The following is a 25,640-nucleotide window of genomic DNA, read 5'->3' on the forward strand; positions in this document are numbered from 1 at the left end:
CGCTCGCACAGCAGTCAGGTTGACCGGACGATAGGCGCTATTCAGTTCTTCGTCCCGTTCACTTGCGGCACATCACGTCCTGCGCTAGTGCAGGCCAGCCGATTTTTAGACCGTTCCGGAGCGTTGGATGACTTACGTCGTCACTGAAGCCTGCATCAAATGCAAGTATACCGATTGCGTTGAGGTCTGCCCGGTAGACTGCTTCTACGAGGGCGAGAACATGCTGGTCATTCATCCCGACGAATGCATCGATTGCGGCGTCTGCGAACCCGAATGCCCGGCTGACGCCATCAAGCCGGACACCGAGCCGGGGCTGGAAAAGTGGCTGGAGGTGAACGCCGAATATGCCAAGGCGTGGCCCAACATCACCCAGAAAAAGGACCCGCCCGCCGACGCCAAGGAGCACGATGGCGAGGACGGCAAGTTCGAAAAATATTTTTCGTCGAACCCGGGGGCTGGGGATTAGCCCCGCCTGCTCTTGACCGTGGATGTCGCAGCTGGCACCCGTTGCGGGGCGGGTGAATGGTTACGAAATCATTACGCGGAAACAACGATGTAACACAGGATCGCGACGGCCGAACGGTGCAATTGTCTGGGCCGGGCGCCTCGCCACTTAACCCTAACCACGTGGAACCGTCACAATACCGCCATCCCCACCTCTAAATCATTGATATTTGCGGGAAATGTGCTATATATGGCACATTCTCAAGCCGAACCCGGCCATGCGTATTCTTGGCCGCCCTTTTAGGTTCCCGCAACATCAAACAGGGGCGTGGCAGTTCCGCGCGCAGGCTGTGTCACAGAAAACGCGTAAAAAGAGTGCTTCCAAGAGTACCAAAAAGCCCGCCGCGGCCAGCCGCAGCGTTCCCAAAGGCCGTGTTCGGGCTCCTGCAAGGGAAGTTCGGGCTGCCGCAAAGGCTTCGGCTGCCAAATCCTCGAAGAACAAAAGAAGCGCAATGCCTGACAAGACTGCCAAGACTGCCGCGAAAGCTACTGCTGCCAAGGCCTCTTCCGTAAATACCGCTGCCGTGAAGACGTCTGCCGCGAAAGTTGCTGCCAAGCCTGCTGCTGCTCCGAAGCCCGCTGCTGCCCCTAAGGCCGCCGCTGCGCCTGCCCCGGCAAAGACCGCGGCAGTCAAGCCGGCCGCTGCGCCTGCGGCCCCTGCTGCGGCGCCGCGCGTCGAGGAGAAGAAGCTGCCGACCCAGCGCCAGGGCTTCAAGACCAACGAATTCGTGGTCTATCCAGCGCATGGCGTCGGCCAGATCCTGGCGATCGAGGAGCAGGAAATTGCGGGCGCCAAGCTCGAACTCTTCGTCATCAATTTCATCAAGGACAAGATGACCCTGCGCGTTCCGACCGCCAAGGTCGCCAATGTCGGCATGCGCAAGCTGTCGGATCCGGCGCTGGTCAAGAGGGCGCTGGAGACCTTGAAGGGCCGCGCGCGCGTCAAGCGCACGATGTGGTCGCGCCGCGCCCAGGAGTATGAAGCGAAGATCAATTCCGGCGACATCGTCGCGATCGCCGAAGTCGTTCGCGATCTCTATCGTTCGGAGTCGCAGCCCGAGCAGTCCTACAGCGAACGCCAGCTCTATGAAGCGGCGCTCGACCGGCTGTCGCGCGAGATCGCGGTGGTGCAGCATTCGACCGAGACCGAAGCGGTCAAGGAGATCGAGGGCCAGCTCGCCAAGAGCCCGCGCCGCGGCGCCAAGACCGAGGCCGATGCGGCTGCCGAGGGCGAGGCCGACGCCGAGGGCGATATCGATGATATCGACGGCGATGACACTGCGGTCGCCGACGAGGCGGCGTAACGCTCATTCGTTCGTTTGAATACGAAAGCCCGGCCCCAGCGGCCGGGCTTTTTGTTTGGGAATGCGCTCAACTGGTGTGGGCAATAGCCGGCCCACCAAAGCACACCCGACATAGTGCAGGCCCGGAAGTCGGCGCAGAACTCTTGCGTGTCCGCTATTCCGATGCCGTAGGCAGGTTGGCGAAGCCACAGCACGTCCGCCACGCTAACAGCGATCAAGGACTAGGGCGATTGGCGTTTGGCCGCCTTTACCGCGAGCTGGCTACGAATTTTTCCGGTGACCTCGCGTCCGGTGGCCCGTTTCCATCGTCGGAGTTCGTCAGCGGTCAAGAGAGTCTTTACGATCTGCATGTTGAGCGAACCGCCGAGCTCCTCGATCGCAGCTTCCGCTTGGGCGAGCCATTCCTCATAGGTGTCATCGAGGTCGGGGCAAAGGCGCCTGAGATCAGCCCATTCCTCCGGCCGGTACCATGCCATGGCAATGACGGGAGTGTCTGGTTGCTCCATTGGCCTTGTCCTTCGCGTCACTCCATCACGATCTTCACGCGGTCGCGCACCTTGACCTGGGTATGGGCATCGAGCCCGTTGAGCACACGGAAACGCTCGACCGGATGGTCGAGACCGGCCATGCGGTGCGCCGCCAGCGACTCCACGGTGTCGCCCGGCTGCACCGTGATGACCTTGATGCGCAACGGCCGTGCCGACTGGATCTCATCCAGGCTCAGCCGGCGGAACGAGTTGACGGTCTCGCGCGCGTTGCGCTCGCTCTCCGTGGTCTTCTGGCGCATGGCGAAGATGAAGCGATAGACGTCGCTTCCCACGCGTAGCGCGTAGACCTTGAACTGCCAGGGATCGCCGCTCGCCGTGGTCGAAGCCGCCGGGAAACCGTTGATCGTGAGCTCCTCGGTGGAGGACTTGTCGACATTCTCCATCCAGCCCGAGTTCAGATAGTCCCCCAGCGTCTGCTCGGCCGGCACCCGGACCACGTCGAAGCGCATCGCCTGGGCGCCGCCTTCGCGCACGCCAATCACCGCCTGCGCGGTGTTGTCGAGCGTGAAGTTCTCCGGGGCCTGGAAGGTGAAGCCGAGCTTCGGGTGCAGGAAGCGCCGTCCGCGCACGAAGCCCTCGCTCGGGTCTTCGCCATAGACGATGTTGTCGATCGCCGACAGATAGGTCTCGCGGTCGTGCTCCTTGGGCTCGGCGGAGGCATATTGCTTGGCAGCGGCCGCCGCGTTCTGCACCCGCTCCGGCGTGGCCGGATGCGAGGACAGGAAGTCCTGGGCCCGCGGATCAAGCCCGGCCTTTCCCGCCTTCAGCTCCGCATTGCGCTCCATCGAGTTGAGAAACCGCGCCGCGCCGTAGGGATCGAAATGCGCCTTCGCCGAAATCCCGACGCCGATACCGTCGGCCTCGAACTCCTGGGCACGCGAGAAGCTCGCCATCGTCAGCTTGGTCTTGGCCAATGCAAGCGCAGTCAGATCCGGGTCGTCGGAGCCCACCCGCGCCACCACAGCGACCTGGCGCGCCTGATCCTCGCGGATCGCCGCGTGCCGGGCCAGCACATGCGCCATCTCGTGGCTGAGCACCGAGGAGAGCTCCGAGGTGTCATTGGCAAGCGCGATCAGGCCGCGCGTCACGTAGAGCTGGCCCGTCGGCAAGGCGAAGGCGTTGACGGCGCCCGAGTTGAGAATCGTCACCTTGTAGCCCTGGTCCGGGCGATCGGACGCGGCCACCAGCCGGTCGACGATCTTGCCGATCAGCGCTTCGAGCTGCGGGTCGTCGTATGCACCGCCGTAGGTTGCAAGTATCCTTTCGTGCTCGCGATCGCTTGCGGGCGTGGCCTGGACTATGGCCGGCTTCGGTCGCGGCGTGGGTGTCGGCGCTGTCGCTTGCTGCAGCTTGCCCATGTCGCTGCAGCCGGCAAGGGCGAAGCCGAGACACAGCAAAGCGGACGCGACCCGAAGGCCACCGCTCATCGCTGTTCCGTGCCGTTTCGCAAACCCGTTCACCTGGCTACTCGCGTACCTTACGTCAGTTGCTGCTCAAGATTTCGATTTGGGCCACCTTGGCCACATCGATTCGCGGCCCCGAATTCGATCCGGGACGCGCCTCCACCCAGCCACGCACCCGAATCCGTCGTTGTTCCAATGATTTCATGGTGAGCCCGGCCGCTTCGAAGGCCGGCAGCACACGCCTTGAAATAGTCACAGCGAAGCCCCGTGTCCAGTTACGTGCGAAGTTGAGATAGGTTGTTGTGCCCGCCTGTCGTACGGACAACACCTTCCCTTCGACAACAGTAAATCGCCCAATCCCAGTCAAAATATCGGCTGGACTTTCTGCGCTTTTTATGACCGTCGTGCTCGACCAGATTCCACGACGGGCGGAACGCGCCTCGGATTCTGCCGCAGCGAGAGTCGCCGCGCAATCCTTGTCGGTGACGTCGGCGGCCAGGAGTGCTTCACCCCGCGCGAGAAGCTCGTGCTGCACCAGCACATCGGAATCCGCAAAGAACACGAAGGCGCTTTGTCGCCCGTAGCGGTCGGGCGCGTCATCGGTCCCGCGCAAGACGACGTCACGGCCACGCACCAGCTCAGCCAATGCATTGGCTGGTGTGGTCCCACCATCCACGCTCGCAGGCTCGATGCCGACCAACCTGATCTCGCGACCGTCGGCGAGACGGAAGCTGCGACCGTCCACGACCTCGGTCGCGCGGCCGTCACCCTGTTCTGCGAACGCGCAAGGCGCTGCACCAACTGCCGTCGGCGCAGCGACAGCGAGAATGGTTGTAATAAGTATATCTAACACGCGTTGCGTGCTCGGCATGTCTGCAGCCGCCAAGAGATTCGAATGCAATCATCATCACACACTTCATCCATTCCATCGAACGGAAAAACGGCACGACACGGTGATTTGCGCGCGCTTCGGCGCTGCCCTTGCTGCTCGGCAGGCGCTGCGGCATGATGCGACCAAACAATAAGGACCGCTGCAATGACGGCGGCTCCATCAGGGAGGTCATTTCAATGACGCGCATATTGTCCCGCGCAACGTTGTCCGGCGCGTTGGTGCCACTGGTTGCGCTCGCAGCCATCCTGACGCTGACATCGGGCGGCGCGGTGGCGCAGAGCCAGCCACCGCTGAAGATCGGCGGCATCCTCGACATGTCGAGCCTCTATGCCGACATCACCGGGCCCGGCTCCGAGACCGCAGCCAAGATGGCGGTGGAGGATTTTGGCGGCGAGGTGCTGGGGCGCAAGATCGAGGTGCTTGCGGCCGACCATCTCAACAAGGCCGACCTTGCCGCCAACATTGCCCGTGACATGATCGACAATCAGGGCGTCGAGATGATCTACGACGTCGCGGCGTCGGCCACCGCGCTCGCGGCCGGCGAGATCGCCAAGGCCCGCAACAAGATCATCATCTTCAACGGTCCGGGCTCGGTGCGCCTCTCCAACGAGGCCTGCGGTCCCTACACGGTTCACTACGTGTTCGACACCTACGCGCAGGCCAACACGACCGGGCTTGCCGCGGTGAGGTCGGGCCTCGACACCTGGTTCTTCCTCACGGCTGACTATGCCTTCGGCCAGGACCTGGAGAAGGACACGACCAATGTGGTCGTGAAGTCCGGCGGCAAGGTGCTCGGCAGCGTGCGCCATCCGCTCAATACGTCGGATTTCTCCTCCTTCCTGCTGCAGGCGCAGGCCTCCAAGGCCAAGGTGATCGGGCTCGCGAACGCTGGCGGCGACACCATCAATGCGATCAAACAGGCGGCCGAATTCGGCCTCACCAAGAGCGGCCAGAGGCTGTCGCCACTGCTCGCTTTCGTCTCCGACATCGACAGCGTCGGGCTCGAGACCGCGCAGGGGCTGTTGCTAGCGGAGGCGTTCTATTGGGACCTCAATGACGAGACCCGCGCCTTCACCAAGCGATTCATGGCGCGCACCAAGCGCGTGCCGACCTCGGCGCAGGCCGGCGTGTACTCCTCAGTAACGCATTATTTGAATGCGGTGAAGACCGCCGGCACCACTGATCCCGACGCCGTCATGAAGGTGATGAGGGCGACCCCGATCAACGACATGTTCGCCAAGAATGGTCGGATCCGCGAGGACGGCCGCATGGTGCACGACATGTATCTGTTCGAGGTCAAGAAGCCGTCCGAATCGAAGGGACGCTCCGACGACTACAAGCTGCTCGCGACCGTGCCGGGCAACGAGGCATTCCAGCCGCTTGAGATGTCACGTTGCCCGCTGGTGAAGCATTAAGCACAGTCGTTCCGGGGCGATGCGAAGCATCGAACCCGGAACCTCGATCTGAGTCCGTCATCTCGAGATTCCGGGTTCGACGCTAACGCGTCGCCCCGGAATGACGAAAAAGGCGCAGTCCGCAAGACAAGGCTTCTCCCATGATCACCAACGACACCGTCCTGCAGCACCTCGAATCCGGCCTGCTCACGATCACGATGAACCGTCCCGAGCGGCGCAATGCGCTGAACACGGCGATGACGACTGGGCTCGTTGCAGCAGCACGCCGCGCCGTCGATGACCCCGAGGTTCGTGCGGTGCTGATCAAGGGCGCGGGCGGCACCTTCTGCGTCGGCGGCGACGTCAAGGCGATGGCCGAAGGCAAGATGCCCCCGCCCTTCGAGACCAAGGTCGCGACGCTGCGTGACCGGATGGAGGTGTCGCGGCTGCTGCACCAGGTGCCGAAGCCGGTGGTGGCGCAGATCGATGGCGCCGCCGCAGGCGCCGGACTGTCGATCGCGCTCGCCTGCGATCTCCGTGTCGCCGGCGAATCCGCCAAGATCACCACCGCCTTTGCCAAGGTCGGATTGTCGGGCGATTTCGGCGGCACCTATTTTTTGACCCAGCTGCTCGGCAGCGCCAAGGCGCGCGAGTTGTATCTGACCTCGCCGCTGCTGAGCGCGCAGGAAGCTTACGCACTCGGGATGGTGACGAAGGTGGTGCCGGACGCAGAGGTCGAGGCCGCCGCACGTGAGCTCGCGATGTCTTTGGCGCACGGGCCGACCGTGACGCTCGGCTACATCAAGCGCAACATCAACAATGCCGAGGCGCTGTCGCTCGAGGCCTGCTTCGATGCGGAGGCGATGCATCATTCCCGCTGCAGCGAGACCGCCGATCACATGGAGGCGGCAAAGGCCTTTGTCGAAAAGCGCGCGCCGGTGTTTCAGGGGACGTAGTTGACCTGGCGCCCATGCTTCGAGACGCGTCGCTTGCGCATGCTCCTCGGGATGAGGTCTTGTGTCCGCGGATGCGCTTGAGGTCCATGCCGTTGGTGAAGGAGTTGATCATGAGCGGCCATCTGCATCTCCGCCAGATCTGCCTGGTCGCGCCGCAGCTCGAGCCTGTGGTCTCCGACATCGCTGCGATCATGGGGCTCGAAGTCTGCTATCGCGATCCGCATGTCGACAAATACGGCCTGGAGAATGCGCTGCTGCCGGTCGATACGATCCTGCTGGAGGTGGTGGCACCGACCCGTGAAGGTACGGCGGCGGGGCGCTTCCTGGAGAAGACCGACGGCCGTGGTGGCTACATGGCGATTTTCGCTTGCGACGATCCGGATGCGCGCGGGGCGCGCGCCAATGCCCTCGGCGTGCGCACGGCGAATGTGATCGATCATCCGCCCTATCACGGCGTGCAGCTGCATCCGCGCGACTGCCGCGCCGCTTTCATCGAGCTCAACCACACCACGGGCAGCGACGACGTCCTTGGCCCTTATCCGCCGGCAGGGCCGGATTGGCAGCGGGCGATCCGCAAGGACGTGACGCAGGCGTTGACTGAGATTGAGCTGCAGAGCCCCGATCCGGCGGAGCTGGCCGCGCATTGGGGCAAGATCCTCGAGATCGCGCCGACGATCGATGCCGATCAGGCGCCGATTCTGGAATTGCCCAATTGCCGCATCCGCTTCGTGGCCGGTGTGGCTGAGATCATGAGCGGGCTGACGTTTCGCGTCACCGATGTCGCGCAGGTCTGCGTGTCAGCGCGCGCCCGCGGCTACGCGGTCTCAGGAGGCAGCTTCCTGATCGCTGGGGTCGCATTCGCGCTCACGACGTGAGCCGCTGATCAGTTACTCGTAATGCCCGGCGGCGATGGCGCCCCAAGCAATCATCGTCCCTTGAAATTCGCAGGCCGGCGTTCCTCGGTCGCCTTGACACCTTCCTTGAAATCCTCGGTGGCGCGCAGCCGGCTCTGTTCGGCGAGCTCGTGATTGGTTGCGGCCATCACGCGGTCGGCGAGGCCTGCGCGCAGGGTGGCGCGGGTCGAGAGCAGGCCGAGCGGCGCGCATTCGGCGATCTCTGCTGCGAGCCTCATTGCGGTGGGTCGCACCTCGTTTTGCGGCACGCATTCATTGGCGAGACCCCAGCGATACGCCTGCTCGCCGGTGACGCGTCGGCTGGTGTAGAACATCAATTCCGCATTGTTCTTGCCGATCAGCTCCGGCAACGTCACGGTGAGCCCGAAACCAGGATGAAAGCCGAGCTTGGTGAAGTTGGCCGAAAACCGCGCTTCGGGACAGGTGATGCGAAAATCCGCCGCCACCGCGAGCCCGAGGCCGCCGCCGATTGCAGCGCCGTGCACGGCGGCGACGGTCGGCTTCTTGCAGCGGAAGATGCGCACCGCCTGAATGTAGAGATGGTTGATCGGACCCAGGCTGTCAGCCGGGTCGCCTCTGCTGTCGCCGGCCTCCTGCGCCTGCCGCGCCGGATCGTTGAAATTGGCGCCGGCGCAGAATGCCTTGCCCTGGGCTGCCAGCACCGAGGCGCGGATCTCGATGTCGCGATCGAATGCCTCGAGCGCATCCGCGATCTGGTTGATCAGCGAAATGTCGAAGAAGTTGAGCGGCGGCCGCCTGATCTCGATCAGGCCGACATGGCCGTGGATCTCGACGCCGATGTCAGTGAAGTGGGTCATGTCTGTGGTCTCCTGATAGGTCACGGTCGCGCCACTTGCGCCGTTACCCTCTCCCCTTGTGGGAGAGGGTGGATCGCCGACGCGGAACGCGGCGGCGAGACGGGTGAGGGGTTCTCTCGATTGTCATCCGTGCGGATGGAAACCCCTCACCCGCCTTCGATGCTTCGCATCTCCGGCACCCTCTCCCACAAGGGGAGAGGGTGGACTGAGTACGCCGCCTGAGCGCTGGCTCGCAACTCGCGAGCTCTTCGCCGGTACTCGAACAATCGTAAGCACGGTGTCGTTCACTCACCGTAAGCCCAGGCCGCGTGCGATGATGCCGCGGAGCACCTCCGTGGTGCCGCCCTGGATCGTCAGCTTCGGCGCGGTGCGGATCGCGAACGACAATTGAGCTTCCAGCGTCTCGCGATTTCCTGCGTCCTCATCGACGAATGCCGCGAGCTCGCGCACCCGGTGCGGCAATTGCTGCTCCCACACCGTGCCGATGTCCTTGACGATCGAGGCCTCCACCACCGGCTCCTTGCCGGCCTGCAGCATGCCGGCGACCGAGACCGACATCCGCCGCATCGTATGCAGCTGCGCGACCAGGCGGCCGATGCCTTCGGCGCTGCGGGTGTCCGGATCGTTGCCGACGGCGCGCACGAGTTCGGTCAACACGTAGTAGGTTTCCAGGAAGCGCTCGGGGCCGGAGCGCTCATAGGCGAGCTCCGACGTCGCCTGTTTCCAGGCGCCGTCGATTTCGCCGAGCTGGTGATCGTCGGGCACGAAGGCATCGGTGAAGACGACCTCGTTGAACTCCTTCTGGCCCGTGATCTGCGGAATCGGATTCACCTTGATTCCCGGCATCTTCATGTCGACCAAGAACTGCGTCAGGCCGTGACGACGGTTCTCCTTGGTTGGCGCCGAGGTACGGAAGATCGCGATCATGTAGTCGGCCATGTGCGCCGATGTGGTCCAGATCTTGGAGCCGTTGATCAGCCAGCCGCCATCGGTCTTGGTTGCGCGCGTCTTGGCCGCGAACAAATCGGAGCCGGAGTTCGGCTCGCTCATTCCGATCGCAAAGCATAGTTCGCCGCGGCAGATGCGCGGCAGGATATCCTGCTTGATGTGCTCGGGTGCGTAGCGCAGCAGGATCGGCCCGCTCTGGCGGTCGGCGACGAAGAAGCGCCGCGTCGGCGCGTTGGCGACGCGCATCTCCTCGGTTACGACATAACGTTCCAGGAACGAGCGCTCGTGGCCGCCATACCGTTTCGGCCAGGTCATGCCGATCCAGCCGCGCGCACCGACCCTGCGGGAGAACTCGCGCGCATCGGCATCCTCGCGCAGCGGCTTGAACGGGTTGAACCTGCCGGCGGCGATCTCCTCCGCAAGGAAGGCGCGCACCTCCTTGCGCAGTTCTTCGCACTCGGGTGGCAAACGGATCGGATCGAAACGGAGCGCGGTCATGAGCAATTCCTCTCTCGTTTCGAGTGATCAGCGCGAGGCGACCAGTGGCCAGAGTTCATCGGCGCCGCGTGCAGCGATGCGCTTGCCGAGCTCGACCGCCCAGAAACTTTCCGAACCGAAATCGTCACGCCAGGCGAGTGCGCGCAGTGAATGACGGTGCAGGATATGCTCGGTGGTGAAGCCGATCGCGCCATGCACCTGGTGCGCAATGGCCGCGCCCTTTTCGGCGGCTTCGCCGCAGCGGATCTTGGCCGAGGTCGCTTCGAGGAAGACCGCGTCGTCGAATGCGGTGGCGTTGGCCAGGGCGTCGGCGGCCGACGTTGCCGCTGCCAGGGCCGCCGCGGATTCGCCGGCGAGCTTTGCGAGATTGTGCTGCACGGCCTGAAATTTCGCGATCGGCTTCTCGAAGGCGATGCGATCGCTGGCATATTTGACGGTAATCGCGAGCAGGGAGTCCAACGCGCCCGCAATCTGGAGGCTGCGCACGACGCCGCCCATGAGCATCAGCGAGGTCTGGTCGAAGCCGACCGGTACGGCAGCGATGCGGGCCGGCTCGACCCTGTCGAAAACGACGCTGTCGCTGCCATCGAAGGCGAGGTTGAGGCCGGTATCGATCCGCGGCCTGTCCGTCGGGACCAGCGCGACCGATAGGCCGGACGTGCCGCTTACGAGCACCGCGATATGCCGGGACGCCTTTGCAAACGGCACGCCGCGGGCTCGGCCGGACAAGGTGCCATCAGCATGCAAGGTGATCGCGTCTTGCGGGCGCACCGGCGCGACCGTCATCTCGCCCTCGGGCGGCGCGATCCCGGCTTGCGCAAGCAGCCAGCCGGCGAGCATCGTCTCGGCGAGCGGCACGGACAACGCAAAGCGCCCGGCCGCGGCGAGGACGCCAAAACCGTCAGCAGCGTCGACGCCGGCGCCGCCGAGATGTTCAGGTACCAGCGCAAGTGGCAGGCCGGCATCGCTCAGCGCCTCCCAGAGCGGCGCCTGCCAGCGGTCGTCCTTGTCGTGATTGATGGTTTGCGGGTCCGCGAGATCGGAGAAGATCTTCTCGGCCGTCGCGACGACGATATTCTCTGCCTGGTGATCACCTTCCGCCACAGCGTTCCTCGCCCTTTGCAGCGCGCAGGCGGCGCCGCTTGTTTAGCGCCATGATGGGGAAAACCCCGCGTCCTGACAAGCATCGCGGCCAGCAGGGCGATGTCCGGTAATGGCATGGGCAAAAGCTATTTCCGCAGGGCGGAGATCATCTGAATTTGCAGCCCCGAAGAAGTTGGCTAAGAAGGACCTGAGATCAACAAGGGAGGATGCGGCATGGCGCAGGATGGTCTGTGCGCGATCGTGACGGGCTCGGCGTCTGGACTGGGAGCCGCCACCGCGCTGCTTCTGGCCAAGGCCGGCGCTCGCATCGCCATCAACTACTCCAACAGCAAGAGCGAGGCGGAAGCAACGGCGGAGCTCTGCCGCAAGCAGGGCGCCGAGGTCGTGGTGGTGCAGGGCGATGTCTCGCGCGACGAGGATTGCAAAAAGATTGTCGCCGCGGCCACGCCCTGGGGCAGGCTGGATGCGCTGGTCAACAATGCGGGCACCACCAAGCATGTGCCGCATGATCAGCTCGACGGCCTCTCGGCTGAGGACTTCCAGCGCATCTATGCGGTCAACACGATCGGCCCGTATCAGATGGTGCGCGCCGCGCGCTCATTGCTGGAGGCATCCGCGAAAGCATCGGGGCGCCCCGCTGCGGTGGTCAATGTCTCCTCGGTCGCCGGCATCAGCGGCATCGGCTCGTCGATCGCCTATGCGGCGAGCAAGGGCGCGCTCAACACCATGACTCTGTCGCTGTCCCGCGCGCTTGCGCCTGCAATCCGCGTCAATACCGTCTGCCCCGGCTATATCGACACGCCCTGGTTCACCAAGGGCCGTGGCGAAGCGCAGGCGAAACAGGTGCGCGACACCGTGGTGGCGCGGGTGCCGCTCAAGGTCGCATCAACGGCGGAGGACATCGCGCAGCTGGTTGCGTTCCTGGCGAGCCCCGCCTCCGGCCACATGACCGGCGAGGTCGTGCGCATGGATGCAGGCATGCATCTGATCAGTTAGTTAGGCTGTCATTCCGGGGCGATGCGTCGCGACAAGGTAGCTGGGCTTTTTTGTCCGGAGCATCGACCCGGAATCTCGAGGTTCCGGGCTCAGCGCTGCGCGCTGCCCGGGAATGACGGCAAGAACGTCAGCGGTTGAAATCCCGGATCATCCCGCTTGCGACCAGTCTGTTCCAGATGAACAGGACGACCACGGCGCCGATCGTCGCGGTGATGAAGCCGGCGCCCTGATCGGGACCATAATGCCCGATCGCCTGTCCGATGGCGGTGGCGAGGAACGCGCCGAGAATGCCGAGCACGGTGGTCAGGATGAAGCCAGATGGGTTGTTCGGGCCGGGCGATAGAAATCGCGCGATCATCCCGGCGATGAACCCGACGATGATGACATATATCATGGACCCGCGTCCTCCCTGAACAGGTTCACTCGATCTCGCTAGATCCGCCCTGACACCTCGTTTTCGGTCGGCAGCCGCCCCTCCGGCGTGAGATGATCGACCACCTTCGGCAGATATTGGCTGAGCCCGTTGAGCAGATCGTCGCGCGACATGCCGCTTTGCGTCGTGAGCTGGTCGAGTTGATCGGCTCCCAACGCATTGGCGAGATCGTTCGGCGAGATCGCCTGGTTCGGCCCCTTGCCGACCCAGCTGTTGGCCGCATCGCCCTGTCCGCTCTGCTGGAGCTGTTTCATGAGATCGCCGAGCCCGCCGGACAGGACATTGCCGGCCGCACCGCCTGCGAGCAGGCCGCCGAGGCCGCCGGCCAAAATACTGCCGAGGCCTCCCCCGGACGGGGTGCCGCTCGGCGCCGGGGCGGGGGTCTGCGGCGGCGTCGGAGCTGGCGCGGCGTTCGGCTGCGCTCCTGGCGAAAAATGCCTCACCGCTTTCCAGGCGAGCAGCCCAAGGATCGCCATTGTCAGCGGCGACATGCCGCCGTTCCTTTCCGTGCTCGGATGCGACGGCCCGTTCGGCCCGTTCTGCATGCCATTGAGGATGTCGAGCAAGCCCATATCATGCCTCCCTACGTGCCCCGACAATAAGCGTAGTGATCGGTGATGACGGTTACAAGTCACCCCGCCGAGCATTGTTGAACCCTGTGCGAGCCTCGGCCGGGCGCCCTTGCGTCGCATTGGCCGTCGGTCCCGAAAACGCGGCTGTCCTTGAAAACGCCCGGCTGGGGGGCTCAACTCATACAGACGGCGCCTGACGACGACGTGGCGCGCGGGAGGAGATGAGGATGCGCATTGTCAGGGCTTTAGCCGGCTCCGCTGTGGCCGCGATCGCGGCCTGCAGCATGATGACGTCTGCCGATGCGGCGCCCCCGACAGTGGTGCCATCTCCGGGCTATGATGCGCGGCTGCAGGAGCAAAGGGCGGCGCAGCACGCCGGATCGCCCGATGTGACGGTCGCGCCCGTTCCGCACCGTCACCACCTGCGCGCTCATCGCCATCACAAGCCCGATCGCGGTGCCGAGTAAGATTGGCGCCCGCATGCGCTCCGCGGGTTCGGTTCAGCCCTACTTCTCAGCCCGTTTGGCCTTGGATCCCTGAGCGGGCGGGGGGCTTTGTCCTGTGAGAAACTTCTTCAGGTCACTCAACTTGTCCGACAGCAGCTGGAAGCTGCAGGACAGGGAGTCCTTGCCGGGTTCCTTGACACAGGGCGCCGCCTTGCCACCCATGCGCGCGTCGGCGGTTGCCGGCGGTTTGCTCGGCCTCTGCATCGGAAGCGGCACCCGCTTGGGGTCGACCCCGGCCCGCATCGGCTCGATCGCGGCATGCTCCGGTTCGATTGCCGCCCGCGCCGGGAGATCGCGCAGCGACGCCTGCTGCAAATCCTGCGGCCGCGACCGCGCCATCACAGCCGTGGCGACATTGTCGTGCCGGTGGTTTTCCAGATAGAGCGAATATTGCTGGTCGATATATTTCTGCTCTTCCGGCGTCGGATTGGGACCGGCAATATCGAAGGCGCGGTCCTGCATGAAATCATAATATGTGTAGCCGCCTCCCGGCTTGCGGCGGCCCGCAAATTTGGCGTTGCACTGTGCAAGCGCTGCCGTCTTCTCTTCCTTGGTGGCGGATTTTTCGGCGAGATCGGCGCATTCTTCAAAGTCAGCCGGCGCCCGGCTCCACCATTGCGCGTATGCACGTTCAGATTGCAAAGTCGCCAATCCGGACGCAGCGACAACAAGCAGAACTGGTAAGCGGGATGCGAACACGAACGACAATCCTTAGCGGCTATCCTGTGAAATGACGACGAATTGTCGCCAATTTGCGGCGATGTGTCACCGCAATGCTGCGCTTTTTATGGCTTTCTTTGCGGCTCATTCTGGCGTTGTGATGAAGACGACACATTCAGATTGTTCATCTCGCGCGAAAACCCGATTTATGACCCTTGATGTGGCGCAAAAGCCATGTCGCGCATCATGCCACGATCCGTTTGTCTCCCTCAGGTAGAATCGCGTTAATTTTGACGATGTAAAGATTGAATTGACGGATCACAGGTTTGGCTATAAGTTTATCTTGACAATGGAAAGATAATCGGCCGGCCGTGATCGGAGGCGGAAGATGAAGATATTCCTCACCGTCAAGCTTGCGCTGCTTCCATTTGCAGCATTCTGGGCATTGCTCGCCGCGCATCATTTGGATTGGGCGGCTTGGGCCGGCCTGACGCTCTCGCTTGCTTTCAACATCTGGCGCGCTATGCGCCACGAGCTTGTCGTCCTGGAACTCGGCAGCCTCGCTTTGTTCGTGCTCCTGGCAATCGGTGCCGATGTGGCGCCGGAGTGGATGGCCGCGAACGCGCCGTGGCTTTCCTTCGCGGGTCTCGCTGCTATCAGCTTCGTCTCCCTGATCGTCGGTCGGCCCTGGACTGCCGATTATTCGCGCTTGGCCTATCCGGAAAATGCACTGACGCCGCAGTTCCGTCTCGTCAATGCCGCCATGAGTGGATTGTGGGGGGTGTTGTTTGCCGCGCTGGCGGTGTGTCGCTGGGCCGGCGTCGCGTCGTGGATCACGACATCGATTGTCATCGTCGGCGCGTTGATCTCGATCTTCGGGCCGCAGCTTGCCATTCGCGTCATCCTGCAGCGTTTGCGTGCTCTACGCGAAGAGTTTCGCTGGCCCGCGCCGGCCTTTGCCGAAACCGCCTTTACAAAGACCCCGGAGCAGGATTGCGATGTTGCCGTGGTCGGAGCGGGCATTGGCGGGCTGACCGCTGCGGCGCTGCTCGCCGATGTCGGCCTCAGGGTCAAGGTCTTCGACCACCACGTCGTGGCGGGCGGCTTTTGCCACACCTATCTGCGCAAGGCCCATCACGACAACAAGCCTGTGCTGTATCGCTTCGACGCCGGGCCGCACGATTTTTCCGGCGTGTGGAACGGCGGCCCCGTCGATAGCCTGCTGCAACGGCTTGGCGTCGCCGATCGCCTGCAGTGGAAGCGTGTCACCCACAGCTATCATCTGGCGGGCAAGCGGATCGATGTGCCGGAGGACTGGCGCGGCTATGTGCGGCTGCTCTGCGAGGCGTTTCCCGACAGCGCAACCGGCCTGACCAGGCTGTTCGACATCCTCCACGCCATCTTCGAAGACATGTATTCGACCGGCGAGGGCCGCGGCGGCATTCCGGGCATGCCGGAATCTCTTGAGGCGATGCTGGCCTTTCCCAAGAAGCATCCGCAGGCCTTCCGCTGGATGGATCGCCCGTTCGACGAACTGGTGTCGGCGCATGTGTCTGACCCGCAGGCGGTGCGCTATCTCAATGCGCTGTCGGGCTACCTCGGCGACGGCACCGAGCGGTTGACCTGCGCGCAGATGGTCCCGATCTTCGGTTATTATTTCAAGGGCGGCTACTATCCGCTTGGTGGCTCCGGCCACTTTGCCGACGTGCTGGTCGAAGCCATCGAAGCGCGCGGCGGCGAGGTCCGGCTGAAATCGCCGGTGCGCCGCATTCTTGTGGAGCGGGGGCGCGCCTCAGGTGTCGTGCTGGGCGACGGCAGCACGATCCGAGCGCAGGCCGTGGTCTCGAACGCCGATCTCCGCCACACCTTCCTCGACCTCATCGCGCCCGATGCTTTGCCGCGCGATTTCCAGGCGCGCGTTGCTGCAGCTGAGCCTGCGAACTCCGCCTTCAGCGTGCATCTTGGCCTCGACATCGTTCCGGACATCGCGCCCGCCACCCACCTCGATGCGCCGATGGGCGTTGGAATTGCCGTGATGTCCAAGCTCGATCCCTCGGCGGCGCCGCAAGGGCATGCCACGATGACCTTGATCAGCCTCGTGCCGCACCAGGACACCAAGGCATGGTTCCCGGACCAGAGCGGCGGAGACGATTGGAAGCAATGGCGGCGCTCACCAGACTACGAGGCGCGCAAGCAGGCGATCGGCGACAGCATGATCGCGGCTGCCGAGACCATCATTCCCGGCCTCTCCCAGCACATCGTCTATCGCACCGATGCCAGCCCCGTCACCTATGCGCGCTATGACTGGGCCAGTTCGGGCGCGATCTACGGCGTGTCGGGGCGGGGGCAGTTGAGGGGCGCGAAATCGCCGCTGCGCAATCTCGTCATTGCCGGCGGCGGCAATGCCGGCGCGGGCGTCGAGGCGGTCGTGATCTCGGGCGCGGAAGCTGCCGAAGCGCTGGTGCCAGGGTTGCTGGCACGCAAACCTGCCGAAGCGATGCAGCCAGTAGCGATACGGGTGCCGGCACCGGCTTAGGCGAGGCGCAGATGCGCTATACTGTCGCGGCCTGCTTTGGGGGAAGTGGCCGTGCCGTATCGTCACACGCAGCCGGGGACGTTCAGTGTCGCGACCTGTCTTGTGTCCGGCACATTCGGCGCCCTGCTGCTATGGAATGCAGACCACCATTCATCGGCCATGACGTTGCTGATCGTCGAATCGGTTGTCGCAGTGCTGTTCTCGTCGCTGACGGTCGAGGTGGGCAGGCGCGAGCTGCGCTGGCATTTCGGTCCGGGACTTTGGCGTCACAAGGTGCCGCTCATCGCGATCCAGGAAATCGCCGTGGTCCGCAATGGCTGGTGGCACGGCTTGGGCCTTCGATTTGGCTCGGGCTTCCGGCTCTATAGCGTGTCCGGCCTCGATGCCGTTGAGCTGAGGCTCGCTTCGAACGACGTGCGCCGGATCGGCACCAATGATCCGCACGGGCTCGCGGAGGCGATCCGCGCGGCACGCTCGCGCACGGATGATGCCGAAGATTAGGGCGTGTAGAGATATTTGAGCAAGGTGCGGCCGACCGTCTGCAGGCTGGCCGCCGAACATTGATCGATCGTATCTTGCGTGGTGTTGAAATAGGGCTCGTAGTCGAAATCGATCACCAGAAAACCGGGAATGCCGGCCTCCTGAAACGCGGTGTGATCGTCACTGATCGGATAAGCAGTGGGCGTCGTCGGGAATGCCGACGGTGCGATCGCCTTGCCGATGGCCCAGAATTTCTGCACCTCCGGTCCCGCCGAGGCAAGCGACGACGGGTCGGGCTTGAGTGCAAGATCCTTGTCGCAGACCATGTCGAAATCGACAATCTCCTCCGGCCTGCGGTTCGGGTAATAGTCCTTCAGATGTGTGACGAAATGGGGCGAGCCGAGCGGGTGCCAGGTCGGATCCCCCGCACCGAGCGATTTCGGTCCTTCCTCGCCGTCGAAGAAGATCATGTCGATGCCGATGTCGGGCTTGGGCGAGAGCGACAGCACGCGTGCGGTCTCCAGCAGCAGCGCAACGGCGGAGGCCGAGTTGTTGGCGCCCGGCATCGGCGCATCCGGCGTCTTGGGGTCGCGATAGGCCTTGACGATGCTGTCGTAATGCGTGGCGACGATGATGCGTCGCGGGTTCTGCACCTGGAAGCGGGCGATGATGTTGGTCAGATGGATCGGCTTGCCGTCCTCGCCGGTCTCGGTGAAGCTCTGCGTCAGCACCGCATCGGTCGCGCTCTTGGCCATCGCCGACTTGATGTAGTCGATCGTCTGTTGATGTCCGGGGGCTCCCATCGAGCGCGGCGTGAAGCGCAGGAGATCGGCGATCGAGCCGAGCGCGCGCTGTCCGTCCCACAGCTCCGTCGCCGGTTCCGCCGCCACGGTTGGTTGTGCCACGCAGAGCAAGAGCGCTGCGGCCGCGACATGCCGATACAAACCCGTCATCCGTGACCTCGCTCGACCAAGCTACGACGCTCGCTTCCCGAATGGGATGAAGAGGATGCCGGCACAGACCGCAAGTGCCAGCGCGAAGAGATAGGTGATCGCGCGCGAACCGATCAAAGGGATCAGCGTGAACGTCGTGAACAGCGTGCCGACGACATTGCCGATCGTCGAGACGCCATAGACGAGGCCCGCGACACGGCCGGCCTCGGCGGCCGATCGGGTCAACAGGCTGACCGCGATCGGTGAGAAGGTGCCAAGCAGAGTCAATGGGATCAGCAGCAGGGCGGTCGATGCCAAAAGCGTCGCGCTGGGGCCGTCGCCGATGTGGTCCAGGATATTGGCCATCACCGGATCGGCCGTCGCCGGCACCAGCGCGAGATAGGCCGCGGCAATCAAGATCATGGTGCCGATGGTCCGCGGCGACGGATGGCGGTCGACGATGGCACTGCCGGCGAAATAGCCGATGGCGAGGGCGCAGAGCACGGTCGAGATCAGGCTTGCCCAGGTGCCGATGCCGCCGCCGAAATAGGGAAACAGATAGCGGCTGCCGAGCATCTCGAAGCCCATCAGCACGCTGCCGACGATGAAGGAGCAAATATAGATCGCAAGCAGGCCCGCGCGGGAGAGAGCAGCGGTCACGGCAGTTTCCTGTTGTGACGCTCGATGCTCTTCAAATTCTCCACCGGCGCGAAGTCGTCGCTCAAGATCTTGGCATTGGCATCGATCACATCACCTCCGTTGACGTCGATGCGGCGGCGTTCCGCCAGCATGTCGGCCAGCCGATAGCGCAGGCCATAGGCCTTGTCGCGCTCCTGCGCGAGCGCCGCCAGGTCCTCCGGCTTTCGCTCATCGCCGAGATAGGCGACCGTCACGATGTTGCCCTCGGCGCGGTAGAAGTCGAGCTGCGGAAACACCGCGTTGATCGTCTTCACCGCCGAATCGAACAGCATGGTCGACGGCTCGACATTCTGCGCGACCACGCCGCCGTCGGCGAGGTGATCCTTGACCAGCTGATAGAATTCCTTGGTCAACAGATGGAACGGCACGAACGGGCCGCGATAGGCGTCGATCAGGATGATGTCGTAGCGATCCTTGGATTCCTGCAGGAACAGCCGGCCGTCGCGGTTGGCGACGTGGAAATTGGGCTCCTCCTTGATGCCGAAATATTTCTTGGCGAGCTCCAGCACGGTCGGGTCGAGCTCGACCGAGGTCACGGGAACGTCGGGCAGGAAGCGGTGCAGATACCAGGCGGTGCGGCCGCCGCCAAAGCCGATCTCCAGAACCGAATGCACGTCCTTGGCGTACATCAAGGCGGCGGTCATGAAGCGCGTGTAGTCGACCGGCAGATCCTTCTCGTCGCGGGTGTTGTAGACGCTCTCGGTGTAGATGCGGCGGTTGTGGCCGAAGGTCATGCTGCGATAGGGCGTCTGCTCGTACACATAGATGTTGTTGTAGAGCGACTCTTTCGACTCCAGGAGATTGCGGGTGTCCTGCGCCTGGCTGGCTGCGGCGGCGAGGCAGCAGGCGAGGATGCCGAAAATAACCGATCGGATGCGCATCGACGTGTCTGTTTCCCTCGGCTGGATGATCAGGCGGCGTGTCGTGGCAGGCAGGACCGGGGTGGATAGAGCTGATCCATCGGCCACCGGGCGCAGGCACGTCCGGCGGGATCTCGGGGCGATAGCCCGGTTCCGCGCCGGCGCCGCTCTCTTAGACCATCGGCCCCGGCTCGGATAGTGAAACCGCTGGTCCCAAACGGGGCTGTGATCGGCCCCCACGGCCGGACAACCGGCTGTGCCCTGGTCAGTTCCCGGACCGTTGTTCCGGCACGGGTTGACTCGCGCGGGCCGCTCCCCGCATCTGGCGAGGCCGCCGAGGGAGATCGCTGGAATGACCATGCTGCGTGGGGCTCTGCTGCTGTTTTGTCTCCTTCTGAGCGGACGGGTTTTTGCCGAAGATGAGGTGGCGCCGAACCGGAGGCCGGTGAAGGCGGTCGCGGAGTCCCGGCTGGCGGTAGGCGATCGTGGCATTTTGCCGCTTTATGTCTCGGCCGACTGGTCGCACCCGCTGCCCGACATCACCCGCGCGGTCGTGGTCCTGCATGGCCGGCTGCGCAATGCCGACGTTTATTATGCGTCGGCCAAAACGGCCCAGGCAGCCGCCGGCGCGGCCGGTCAGGCGACCATCATGATCGTCCCGCAATTCCTCAGCCAGATCGACGTCGAGGCGCATCAGCTGCCGCAGGACACCTTGCGCTGGACCTTGGAGGGCTGGGAAGGCGGCGATGCCGCCACCGGGCCGACGCCGGCGAGTTCATTCGAAGCCCTCGATGCCATATTGGCGCGCCTCGCCGATCGAAGCCTGTTTCCGAAGCTGACTGATGTCGTGGTGGCCGGCCATTCCGGCGGGGGCCAGGTGGTGCAGCGCTACGCGATCGCGGGGCGCGGCGAGGCGGCGCTGCAGGCCAGCCATATCGCCGTCCGTTACGTGGTCGCCAATCCCTCCTCTTACGCCTATTTCTCGGCCGAACGGCCGGAGCCAGCTATCGCCGCGTCCTGTCCCGGCTTTGACAATTGGAAATATGGCATGCAGGCGCGCCCCGAATACCTCGCCGCTGCGACACCGGCCGAACTCGAGCAGCATTACGCGGCGCGTCGGGTGATCTACCTGCTCGGAACCCGCGACATCAATCCGAACCACCCGGCGCTCGACAAGAGCTGCATGGCGGAAGCGCAGGGGCCATTCCGCTATGCGCGCGGGCACGCTTATGCCGCCGCGATGGCGGGGCGCGATCACGGCACGCCGAATCACCTGCTGTGGGATGTCGAGGGCGTCGGCCATGATGCCGACAAGATGCTGACCTCGGCCTGCGGCCTGCAGGCACTGTTCGATCTGCCGGGCTGTCCGGCGGATCACGGCGGCCATTGAAGCGGCGGGAAGAGGCCCGGTGAGGGCAGACGCGGAGGCTTCCGATCCGGGCCTTCGTCTGCTATGAAGCCGGCGCTGCTCCTGCACATCGTGCCGGATCCGGTCCCGTAGCTCAGCTGGATAGAGCGGCGGTTTCCTAAACCGTAGGTCGGATGTTCGAGTCATCCCGGGATCGCCACTCGCTCTGACGCAAGAAACCCAATAACGACGGGCACTTCTTCGATGTACGCGCTCCGTTCCGGCGCCGATTTCGGCGTCTTTGGGCCGATTCCGTATGCTCCGTACAGTACGTGGGATTACAAGGGGTTACATGGAGTGACATCTGCTCCGTGCAACACGGATGCAACACGAGGCGCTCCCATGTTCGCCTTTCGATCGGGCCGTTCGGGCGCGGACGATTCAATGTCCGGAGACACGATTTGAAACTTAAGCGTCCCCCTTACCCTATCGTTGTCGGCACGGCGGGATACTTTTTCGTTCACGCCGGCCACAGGGAAACGGCCGTCGAACATGCGATCGAGGTGATCGGCCAGCACGCCGCGAGAGCAAGAGCAAGCTTCGCCGGCGATCCCGTGATGGCTGCGCTGGAGCAGCCCATGGAAGCATGGGTCGTCGAGTCTCTGATACAGGGAGCTTGGTTGCGCGAGTATCATGAATGGGAAAAGGCCACCAAGAGCTTCTTCGACGGCCAGCACCAGCTCAACGGAGGCCCGAAGCCCGATTGGAAGGCCAAGATTCGGAGCGCGAGTGGTGCCATCTCGCACGTAGATCGAGTGCGCTCGCAGCTCTCGCTTTTCGGCGCGAGCGTTGCGGAAGCGGTTCTCGAAACGATCGACTCTCAGCGCCGCCTCATCAATGCCGCCAAACATGAAGACGAGTATCTCGCGACCGAGCGGGATTACCGAGCGCTCGCTGAAGCGATCGCCGACTTCTGGAACGAGCTGGCTGAGCAGGAGGAATTTGCGGTTTGATTCAGTAGCCCAGCGCTTAGTTCGGCAACCGTCGGAGGCCGATCTAGCGCCCATGATGCCACTTGCGTCCGGACACAACCGCTGGCTACGACCGCCGGTTCTGCAAACGACTTCGCGCTGCCTTCGTGGACCTGCCTTGGGCCTGCTCGCTGACCGAGGGGGTGAGGCCTCCAAGCTCAGGCGGGTGAACTGCCCTGGCGGTGCTATTGGGGTCGGTTCGCATAGCGAGATGGCGCACTAGGACGCAGGGTGCCCAAACCTGAGCGAGGTATCGACGCTCAATCGCTCGACCTGAATCGCGTCGCGACCCAGTCGAGGTCTCTCGCCGAGACGCCGAGATCGTGCTCGACGTGATAGAGTAGGCTCGCCGCTTTTTCGCCTCGGGTCTTGCCGTTGAGCCGCTCGAAATCGACGTTCATGGCGATGCACAAGCTTCTCAGTCTATCCAAGCTGAACTTGCTCGCAATTTTTTCTATTATGGAATTCCGGTATTCGAACTCGCTCAAAGCTCTGTTCGTCGATACCTGGAAGTAGGTGTTGGCTGTGCCGTTCAACACCTCCGTTCTGTCGAGCTTGACGGTGTAGTCGTGGGCACGCGCGGACGCTTTGTCTAAGGTTCCGGATCTTGGGGGCAGTAGATCCCTGCGCAAGGCTTCGCCGAAAAGACGTACAGCTCCTTCCATCGCGCTTTCCTTAGTCGCTATATCCGCCTTAGCTCCGTCCGCGAAATCGGCTATCCCGCGAACCATGAGAAATTGTGTCTCGCGATCGAAAAGCGCGGCGGCTATTCCATAGCTTTCCATGTCGATACCGACCGTTCTCCGATCTCGAGAAAGAAGCGCTTGCACCTGCTCTTGCTTAGCAAGCACCTTGTCGACGCTAACGATGGTTCCGAAAGAAACTCCTCGCTTTGCGCCTCCGATCGTCTCGCCGAGGGGCCAATCGTGCCAGTTGGCCTCGATCGAGACCACCAGCGATGAACGAACGTTCGCGGTCTTCGCGGTCGAATCCACCTTCTCCCCTATCGCAACGGCGGTGATCCTATCGGCAACGATCAGATCGCCTAGACGCTGAGTCTGCGGATCGACTCCGGCCGCAAAGCCTATATTAACGACCATCCCTGGATCGAATACCTCGAGCACCCGGGCCGCCGCGACGCCTGCCGCGAGACTGCCTGCTTCTCCCAAGCGAACCAGTCCGATGGGTTCGGCGATGTCGTCGTTCTCGACGATGTCGATAGCCGTATCTTCGACGTGGATTGTGCGAGCGACGCTGCCTTCGAAGTGCTTGAGGAAAAGCTCGTACTCGCGGTCAAGTGTCGTGATTACGACGATGCGAACATCCTCGATTCTGGAGTTCGAGCCGAATCTCTGTGTCGCCGACTTGTTCAACTTCGGCGTAGCCGGTCGAAACGAAGATGCGGAGGGTGGACGCGGGGCCGCGTTCGCCAGCGATTTGAACGGCTCCATATTCTTTTTGCTCTCGGCGCCGAAGCGGAGAAATCTATGGGTTGGACTTACACGTTCTTGTCCGATCGATATGGTCTCCGGGCTCACCGTGGGTTCGCTGCCGAGCCGATACCTGATAAGGCCGCGGTTCGTTCTCTCGTCTGCGATGATGGCGAGGAAAGCGGCAAAGCGGTTCAGGACGGCGGTATCGCGCCGGAACAGCTTCGGCTCGCGGGTATGTAACCAAACTTCGCAGTTGGGACGAAGCAGGTCCAAAACGTTCAGCAGCAGACCATTCGGCAAAGGTAATGATCTATATTGCTCGAAGACGTCGAATTGATCTTCTGTCGCGGCCCATGCGGCTTTCTCGATATCGAGAAGGGCTTTGCGCGTGCTCTCGAGATCGGGATAACCCGTGATGAACTGCGTGATATGCGTGTGGGTCATCCTGTTGAATGCTGCCATCGTGAAATCGACCAGACCTCCATCGCCGTTACCGGATATGAATAGCGTGGATTTCGGCTGTAGCGCGCCGATCAGCGGCGAGGGGACCCAATACGATTTGTTCTCACCCACGATCTCTCGCTCGTAACCGTATCCGACGGCGATGATCACGGCATCGTAGACGACAGCGCTCTCGCTAGGCGCCGCGACGACCGACAGTCGGCAGCCGACGTCACCTTGGGGATCGACCGAGGCGACCTCTCGTTGTGTAAGAACATTGAGTCCTTTAGCGTTCGACTTGATCTCCTCGAACTGGGTTAAGATTTGAGACGCCACTTCGCCTGCCGTGCCGGCAGCCCAATTCAAGATTGGTAGACGCGCGTCAAAGTCGAGCGAACCGACAGCAGGCCAATCGTAAAGATGCGGATGCAGGTAACGATCGCTACCCTGTTGAAGATGCAATAATTTATCACTCTTTTCGAAGAGAGCGACCTCCTTCAAGTCTGGCGCTCCGACTACGAAAGCGGCTGCAGCCGTCAGTCCTGATGCGCCAGCGCCAATAATCGCAACCCGACCGTTAGGGCGACGAACGAGGCCGGACTCCAAGATGGCGTCCACCAAGTTGATGGCCCTCCGTTGTTGTGAAAGTACCGTCAGTCGCTTCTCGAAACATCCTAGGAAAAAGACCTTCTTGTTGGGTACTCTGGACCCTTCGAGGGTTCGACTGATCTCGGGAGTCATTGGAAATAGCCCTTGGAAATCGGAATGCGGCGGCGCGAAGCAACCTTAGCACGAGCCTCATGTCCTCGATCGTGAAATCGAGAGCCTCCCGCACTGAGCATCAATCGGGGCGCGATCGTCGGAGCCGGGCCGTCCCGGTCGTCTTGAGCCCGAGCCGTCCCCGAACCGGGCTTTTGCGTGTGTTGCCGCGCGCCAATCCCAAGATGTCGGGATTCGCCCCAAAAGCCGATAAAGCTGCAGGTTGAAAGACCTGCATCGGTCGCCACGAACGGCGTCGGGCGACGAAGCTCCGAGGGCAAGCATTCGGGACGCTGAATTCGCGGGTCTTCAAACCAAAGTTGCTGCCTTTTGGAAAATGTCTGCTAAGTTGTACTCGCGACGTCCTTTCATTGAACGATTGGCTTCTGACATGGAATTGGATGCAAAGCCCCCCGTTGAAGGCAGGAATTTTCGATTTACGATTTTAGGTGGCATCGGCACGACACGGATCACCGTCAGAATCAATGGGAAGGTCGTTCAGGAGAGCGATTGTCCCGATCCGCCCTGCCATGAGGAGATGCGCATGCCGCTGGGCGTGGGCGGAGCCGAATTGGTCGTGATCGCCAAGGACTCGGACGGAAACGTTCTGGAAAGAAAATTCATCGTCGGAAGAACGGAAGGTCAGGCGGGCGGAGCCATGTCGGCCTGAG

General features: G+C 63.0%; 25 protein-coding genes and 1 tRNA gene. 13 read left to right on the top strand and 13 right to left on the bottom strand.

The window, feature by feature from the left end; translation table 11 throughout:
* Positions 1-127 precede the first annotated feature (127 nt).
* Together fdxA and ACQR1W_RS12470 are read left to right on the top strand one after the other, a co-directional pair.
* Positions 128-466: a ferredoxin FdxA gene (gene fdxA / locus ACQR1W_RS12465; protein ID WP_008966714.1), complete on the top strand. Its 339-nt coding sequence runs from the start codon at positions 128-130 to the stop codon at positions 464-466.
* Positions 467-956: 490 nt separating this feature from the next.
* The gene (locus tag ACQR1W_RS12470) at positions 957-1,808 is read left to right on the top strand and encodes a CarD family transcriptional regulator (protein ID WP_434851022.1); all 852 of its coding nucleotides are present in this window, start codon (positions 957-959) and stop codon (positions 1,806-1,808) included.
* Positions 1,809-2,029: 221 nt separating this feature from the next.
* On the opposite strand, the gene ACQR1W_RS12475 is transcribed toward ACQR1W_RS12470, so the two are convergent.
* The 3 genes from ACQR1W_RS12475 to ACQR1W_RS12485 are packed head-to-tail and all read right to left on the bottom strand — an operon-like array spanning position 2,030 to position 4,630.
* Entirely contained in the window at positions 2,030-2,314 is a 285-nt protein-coding gene (locus tag ACQR1W_RS12475) for a hypothetical protein (protein WP_434851023.1), read from the bottom strand.
* A 17-nt stretch (positions 2,315-2,331) separates the two neighbouring features.
* Entirely contained in the window at positions 2,332-3,783 is a 1,452-nt protein-coding gene (locus tag ACQR1W_RS12480; protein ID WP_434851024.1) for a M48 family metalloprotease, read from the bottom strand.
* 55 nt (positions 3,784-3,838) lie between these two features.
* On the bottom strand, positions 3,839-4,630 hold the full coding sequence (locus tag ACQR1W_RS12485) for a thermonuclease family protein (protein WP_434851025.1): 792 nt from the start codon (positions 4,628-4,630) through the stop codon (positions 3,839-3,841).
* A 197-nt stretch (positions 4,631-4,827) separates the two neighbouring features.
* Between ACQR1W_RS12485 and ACQR1W_RS12490 the strand changes: the two genes are divergently transcribed.
* The 3 genes from ACQR1W_RS12490 to ACQR1W_RS12500 all read left to right on the top strand — a co-directional run bounded on the left by ACQR1W_RS12490 (position 4,828) and on the right by ACQR1W_RS12500 (position 7,876).
* Positions 4,828-6,066, top strand: coding sequence for an ABC transporter substrate-binding protein (locus ACQR1W_RS12490; RefSeq protein WP_434851026.1), 1,239 nt, complete (start codon positions 4,828-4,830; stop codon positions 6,064-6,066).
* Positions 6,067-6,206: 140 nt separating this feature from the next.
* Positions 6,207-7,001, top strand: a complete 795-nt coding sequence (locus ACQR1W_RS12495; RefSeq protein WP_434851027.1) for an enoyl-CoA hydratase — start codon at positions 6,207-6,209, stop codon at positions 6,999-7,001.
* Positions 7,002-7,111: 110 nt separating this feature from the next.
* On the top strand, positions 7,112-7,876 hold the full coding sequence (locus ACQR1W_RS12500) for a VOC family protein (RefSeq protein WP_434851028.1): 765 nt from the start codon (positions 7,112-7,114) through the stop codon (positions 7,874-7,876).
* Between the two features lie 50 nt (positions 7,877-7,926).
* Here the strand turns inward: ACQR1W_RS12500 and ACQR1W_RS12505 are convergent, their stop codons facing one another.
* From ACQR1W_RS12505 to ACQR1W_RS12515, 3 genes are all read right to left on the bottom strand, one after another.
* Positions 7,927-8,733, bottom strand: a complete 807-nt coding sequence (locus ACQR1W_RS12505) for an enoyl-CoA hydratase/isomerase family protein (protein ID WP_434851029.1) — start codon at positions 8,731-8,733, stop codon at positions 7,927-7,929.
* 288 nt (positions 8,734-9,021) lie between these two features.
* Positions 9,022-10,179, bottom strand: a complete 1,158-nt coding sequence (locus ACQR1W_RS12510; RefSeq protein ID WP_434851030.1) for an acyl-CoA dehydrogenase family protein — start codon at positions 10,177-10,179, stop codon at positions 9,022-9,024.
* A 27-nt stretch (positions 10,180-10,206) separates the two neighbouring features.
* Entirely contained in the window at positions 10,207-11,283 is a 1,077-nt protein-coding gene (locus ACQR1W_RS12515; protein ID WP_434851031.1) for an acyl-CoA dehydrogenase family protein, read from the bottom strand.
* Between the two features lie 213 nt (positions 11,284-11,496).
* Between ACQR1W_RS12515 and ACQR1W_RS12520 the strand changes: the two genes are divergently transcribed.
* Positions 11,497-12,279 carry an SDR family NAD(P)-dependent oxidoreductase gene (locus ACQR1W_RS12520; RefSeq protein WP_434851032.1) on the top strand — a complete coding sequence of 261 codons (783 nt, stop codon included), beginning with the start codon at positions 11,497-11,499 and terminating at the stop codon, positions 12,277-12,279.
* Positions 12,280-12,406: 127 nt separating this feature from the next.
* Here ACQR1W_RS12520 and ACQR1W_RS12525 read toward each other — a convergent pair whose 3' ends face one another.
* Entirely contained in the window at positions 12,407-12,673 is a 267-nt protein-coding gene (locus ACQR1W_RS12525; protein ID WP_008970973.1) for a GlsB/YeaQ/YmgE family stress response membrane protein, read from the bottom strand.
* A gap of 38 nt (positions 12,674-12,711) precedes the next feature.
* Complete coding sequence (locus ACQR1W_RS12530) at positions 12,712-13,284, bottom strand: YidB family protein (RefSeq protein WP_434851033.1); 573 nt, start codon at positions 13,282-13,284, stop codon at positions 12,712-12,714.
* Positions 13,285-13,511: 227 nt separating this feature from the next.
* On the opposite strand from ACQR1W_RS12530, the gene ACQR1W_RS12535 reads away from it, so the two are divergent.
* Positions 13,512-13,751, top strand: coding sequence for a hypothetical protein (locus tag ACQR1W_RS12535; RefSeq protein ID WP_434851034.1), 240 nt, complete (start codon positions 13,512-13,514; stop codon positions 13,749-13,751).
* Between the two features lie 39 nt (positions 13,752-13,790).
* Here the strand turns inward: ACQR1W_RS12535 and ACQR1W_RS12540 are convergent, their stop codons facing one another.
* Positions 13,791-14,498: a hypothetical protein gene (locus ACQR1W_RS12540; protein WP_434851035.1), complete on the bottom strand. Its 708-nt coding sequence runs from the start codon at positions 14,496-14,498 to the stop codon at positions 13,791-13,793.
* Between the two features lie 340 nt (positions 14,499-14,838).
* Between ACQR1W_RS12540 and ACQR1W_RS12545 the strand changes: the two genes are divergently transcribed.
* Both ACQR1W_RS12545 and ACQR1W_RS12550 read left to right on the top strand, forming a co-directional pair.
* Complete coding sequence (locus ACQR1W_RS12545) at positions 14,839-16,986, top strand: FAD-dependent oxidoreductase (protein ID WP_434851036.1); 2,148 nt, start codon at positions 14,839-14,841, stop codon at positions 16,984-16,986.
* A 51-nt stretch (positions 16,987-17,037) separates the two neighbouring features.
* On the top strand, positions 17,038-17,487 hold the full coding sequence (locus tag ACQR1W_RS12550; RefSeq protein ID WP_434851037.1) for a hypothetical protein: 450 nt from the start codon (positions 17,038-17,040) through the stop codon (positions 17,485-17,487).
* Here the strand turns inward: ACQR1W_RS12550 and ACQR1W_RS12555 are convergent.
* The 3 genes from ACQR1W_RS12555 to ACQR1W_RS12565 are packed head-to-tail and all read right to left on the bottom strand — an operon-like array spanning position 17,484 to position 19,978.
* Positions 17,484-18,419, bottom strand: a complete 936-nt coding sequence (locus ACQR1W_RS12555; protein WP_434851038.1) for a M28 family peptidase — start codon at positions 18,417-18,419, stop codon at positions 17,484-17,486. The two genes, ACQR1W_RS12550 and ACQR1W_RS12555, sit on opposite strands and share 4 nt — an antisense overlap.
* Before the next feature lie 21 nt (positions 18,420-18,440).
* Positions 18,441-19,058, bottom strand: coding sequence for a fused MFS/spermidine synthase (locus ACQR1W_RS12560; protein WP_008974578.1), 618 nt, complete (start codon positions 19,056-19,058; stop codon positions 18,441-18,443).
* Positions 19,055-19,978 (bottom strand): spermidine synthase, encoded by a 924-nt coding sequence (locus ACQR1W_RS12565; RefSeq protein ID WP_434851039.1) that lies wholly within the window; start codon positions 19,976-19,978, stop codon positions 19,055-19,057. The genes ACQR1W_RS12560 and ACQR1W_RS12565 overlap by 4 nt, the downstream gene beginning before the upstream one ends.
* A gap of 331 nt (positions 19,979-20,309) precedes the next feature.
* On the opposite strand from ACQR1W_RS12565, the gene ACQR1W_RS12570 reads away from it, so the two are divergent.
* From ACQR1W_RS12570 to ACQR1W_RS12580, 3 genes are all read left to right on the top strand, one after another.
* Positions 20,310-21,347, top strand: coding sequence for an alpha/beta hydrolase (locus ACQR1W_RS12570; protein ID WP_434851040.1), 1,038 nt, complete (start codon positions 20,310-20,312; stop codon positions 21,345-21,347).
* A gap of 101 nt (positions 21,348-21,448) precedes the next feature.
* Positions 21,449-21,525 (top strand) — tRNA-Arg (locus ACQR1W_RS12575).
* A 241-nt stretch (positions 21,526-21,766) separates the two neighbouring features.
* Complete coding sequence (locus ACQR1W_RS12580) at positions 21,767-22,318, top strand: hypothetical protein (RefSeq protein WP_434851041.1); 552 nt, start codon at positions 21,767-21,769, stop codon at positions 22,316-22,318.
* 278 nt (positions 22,319-22,596) lie between these two features.
* On the opposite strand, the gene ACQR1W_RS12585 is transcribed toward ACQR1W_RS12580, so the two are convergent.
* Positions 22,597-24,828, bottom strand: a complete 2,232-nt coding sequence (locus tag ACQR1W_RS12585) for a hypothetical protein (RefSeq protein WP_434851160.1) — start codon at positions 24,826-24,828, stop codon at positions 22,597-22,599.
* Positions 24,829-25,192: 364 nt separating this feature from the next.
* On the opposite strand from ACQR1W_RS12585, the gene ACQR1W_RS12590 reads away from it, so the two are divergent.
* Positions 25,193-25,639, top strand: coding sequence for a hypothetical protein (locus ACQR1W_RS12590; RefSeq protein ID WP_434851042.1), 447 nt, complete (start codon positions 25,193-25,195; stop codon positions 25,637-25,639).
* The last annotated feature ends 1 nt before the right edge of the window (position 25,640 follow it).

Origin of the sequence: Bradyrhizobium sp. HKCCYLS1011 (assembly GCF_051167795.1) — a bacterium.
Classification (GTDB): Bacteria; Pseudomonadota; Alphaproteobacteria; order Rhizobiales; family Xanthobacteraceae; genus Bradyrhizobium.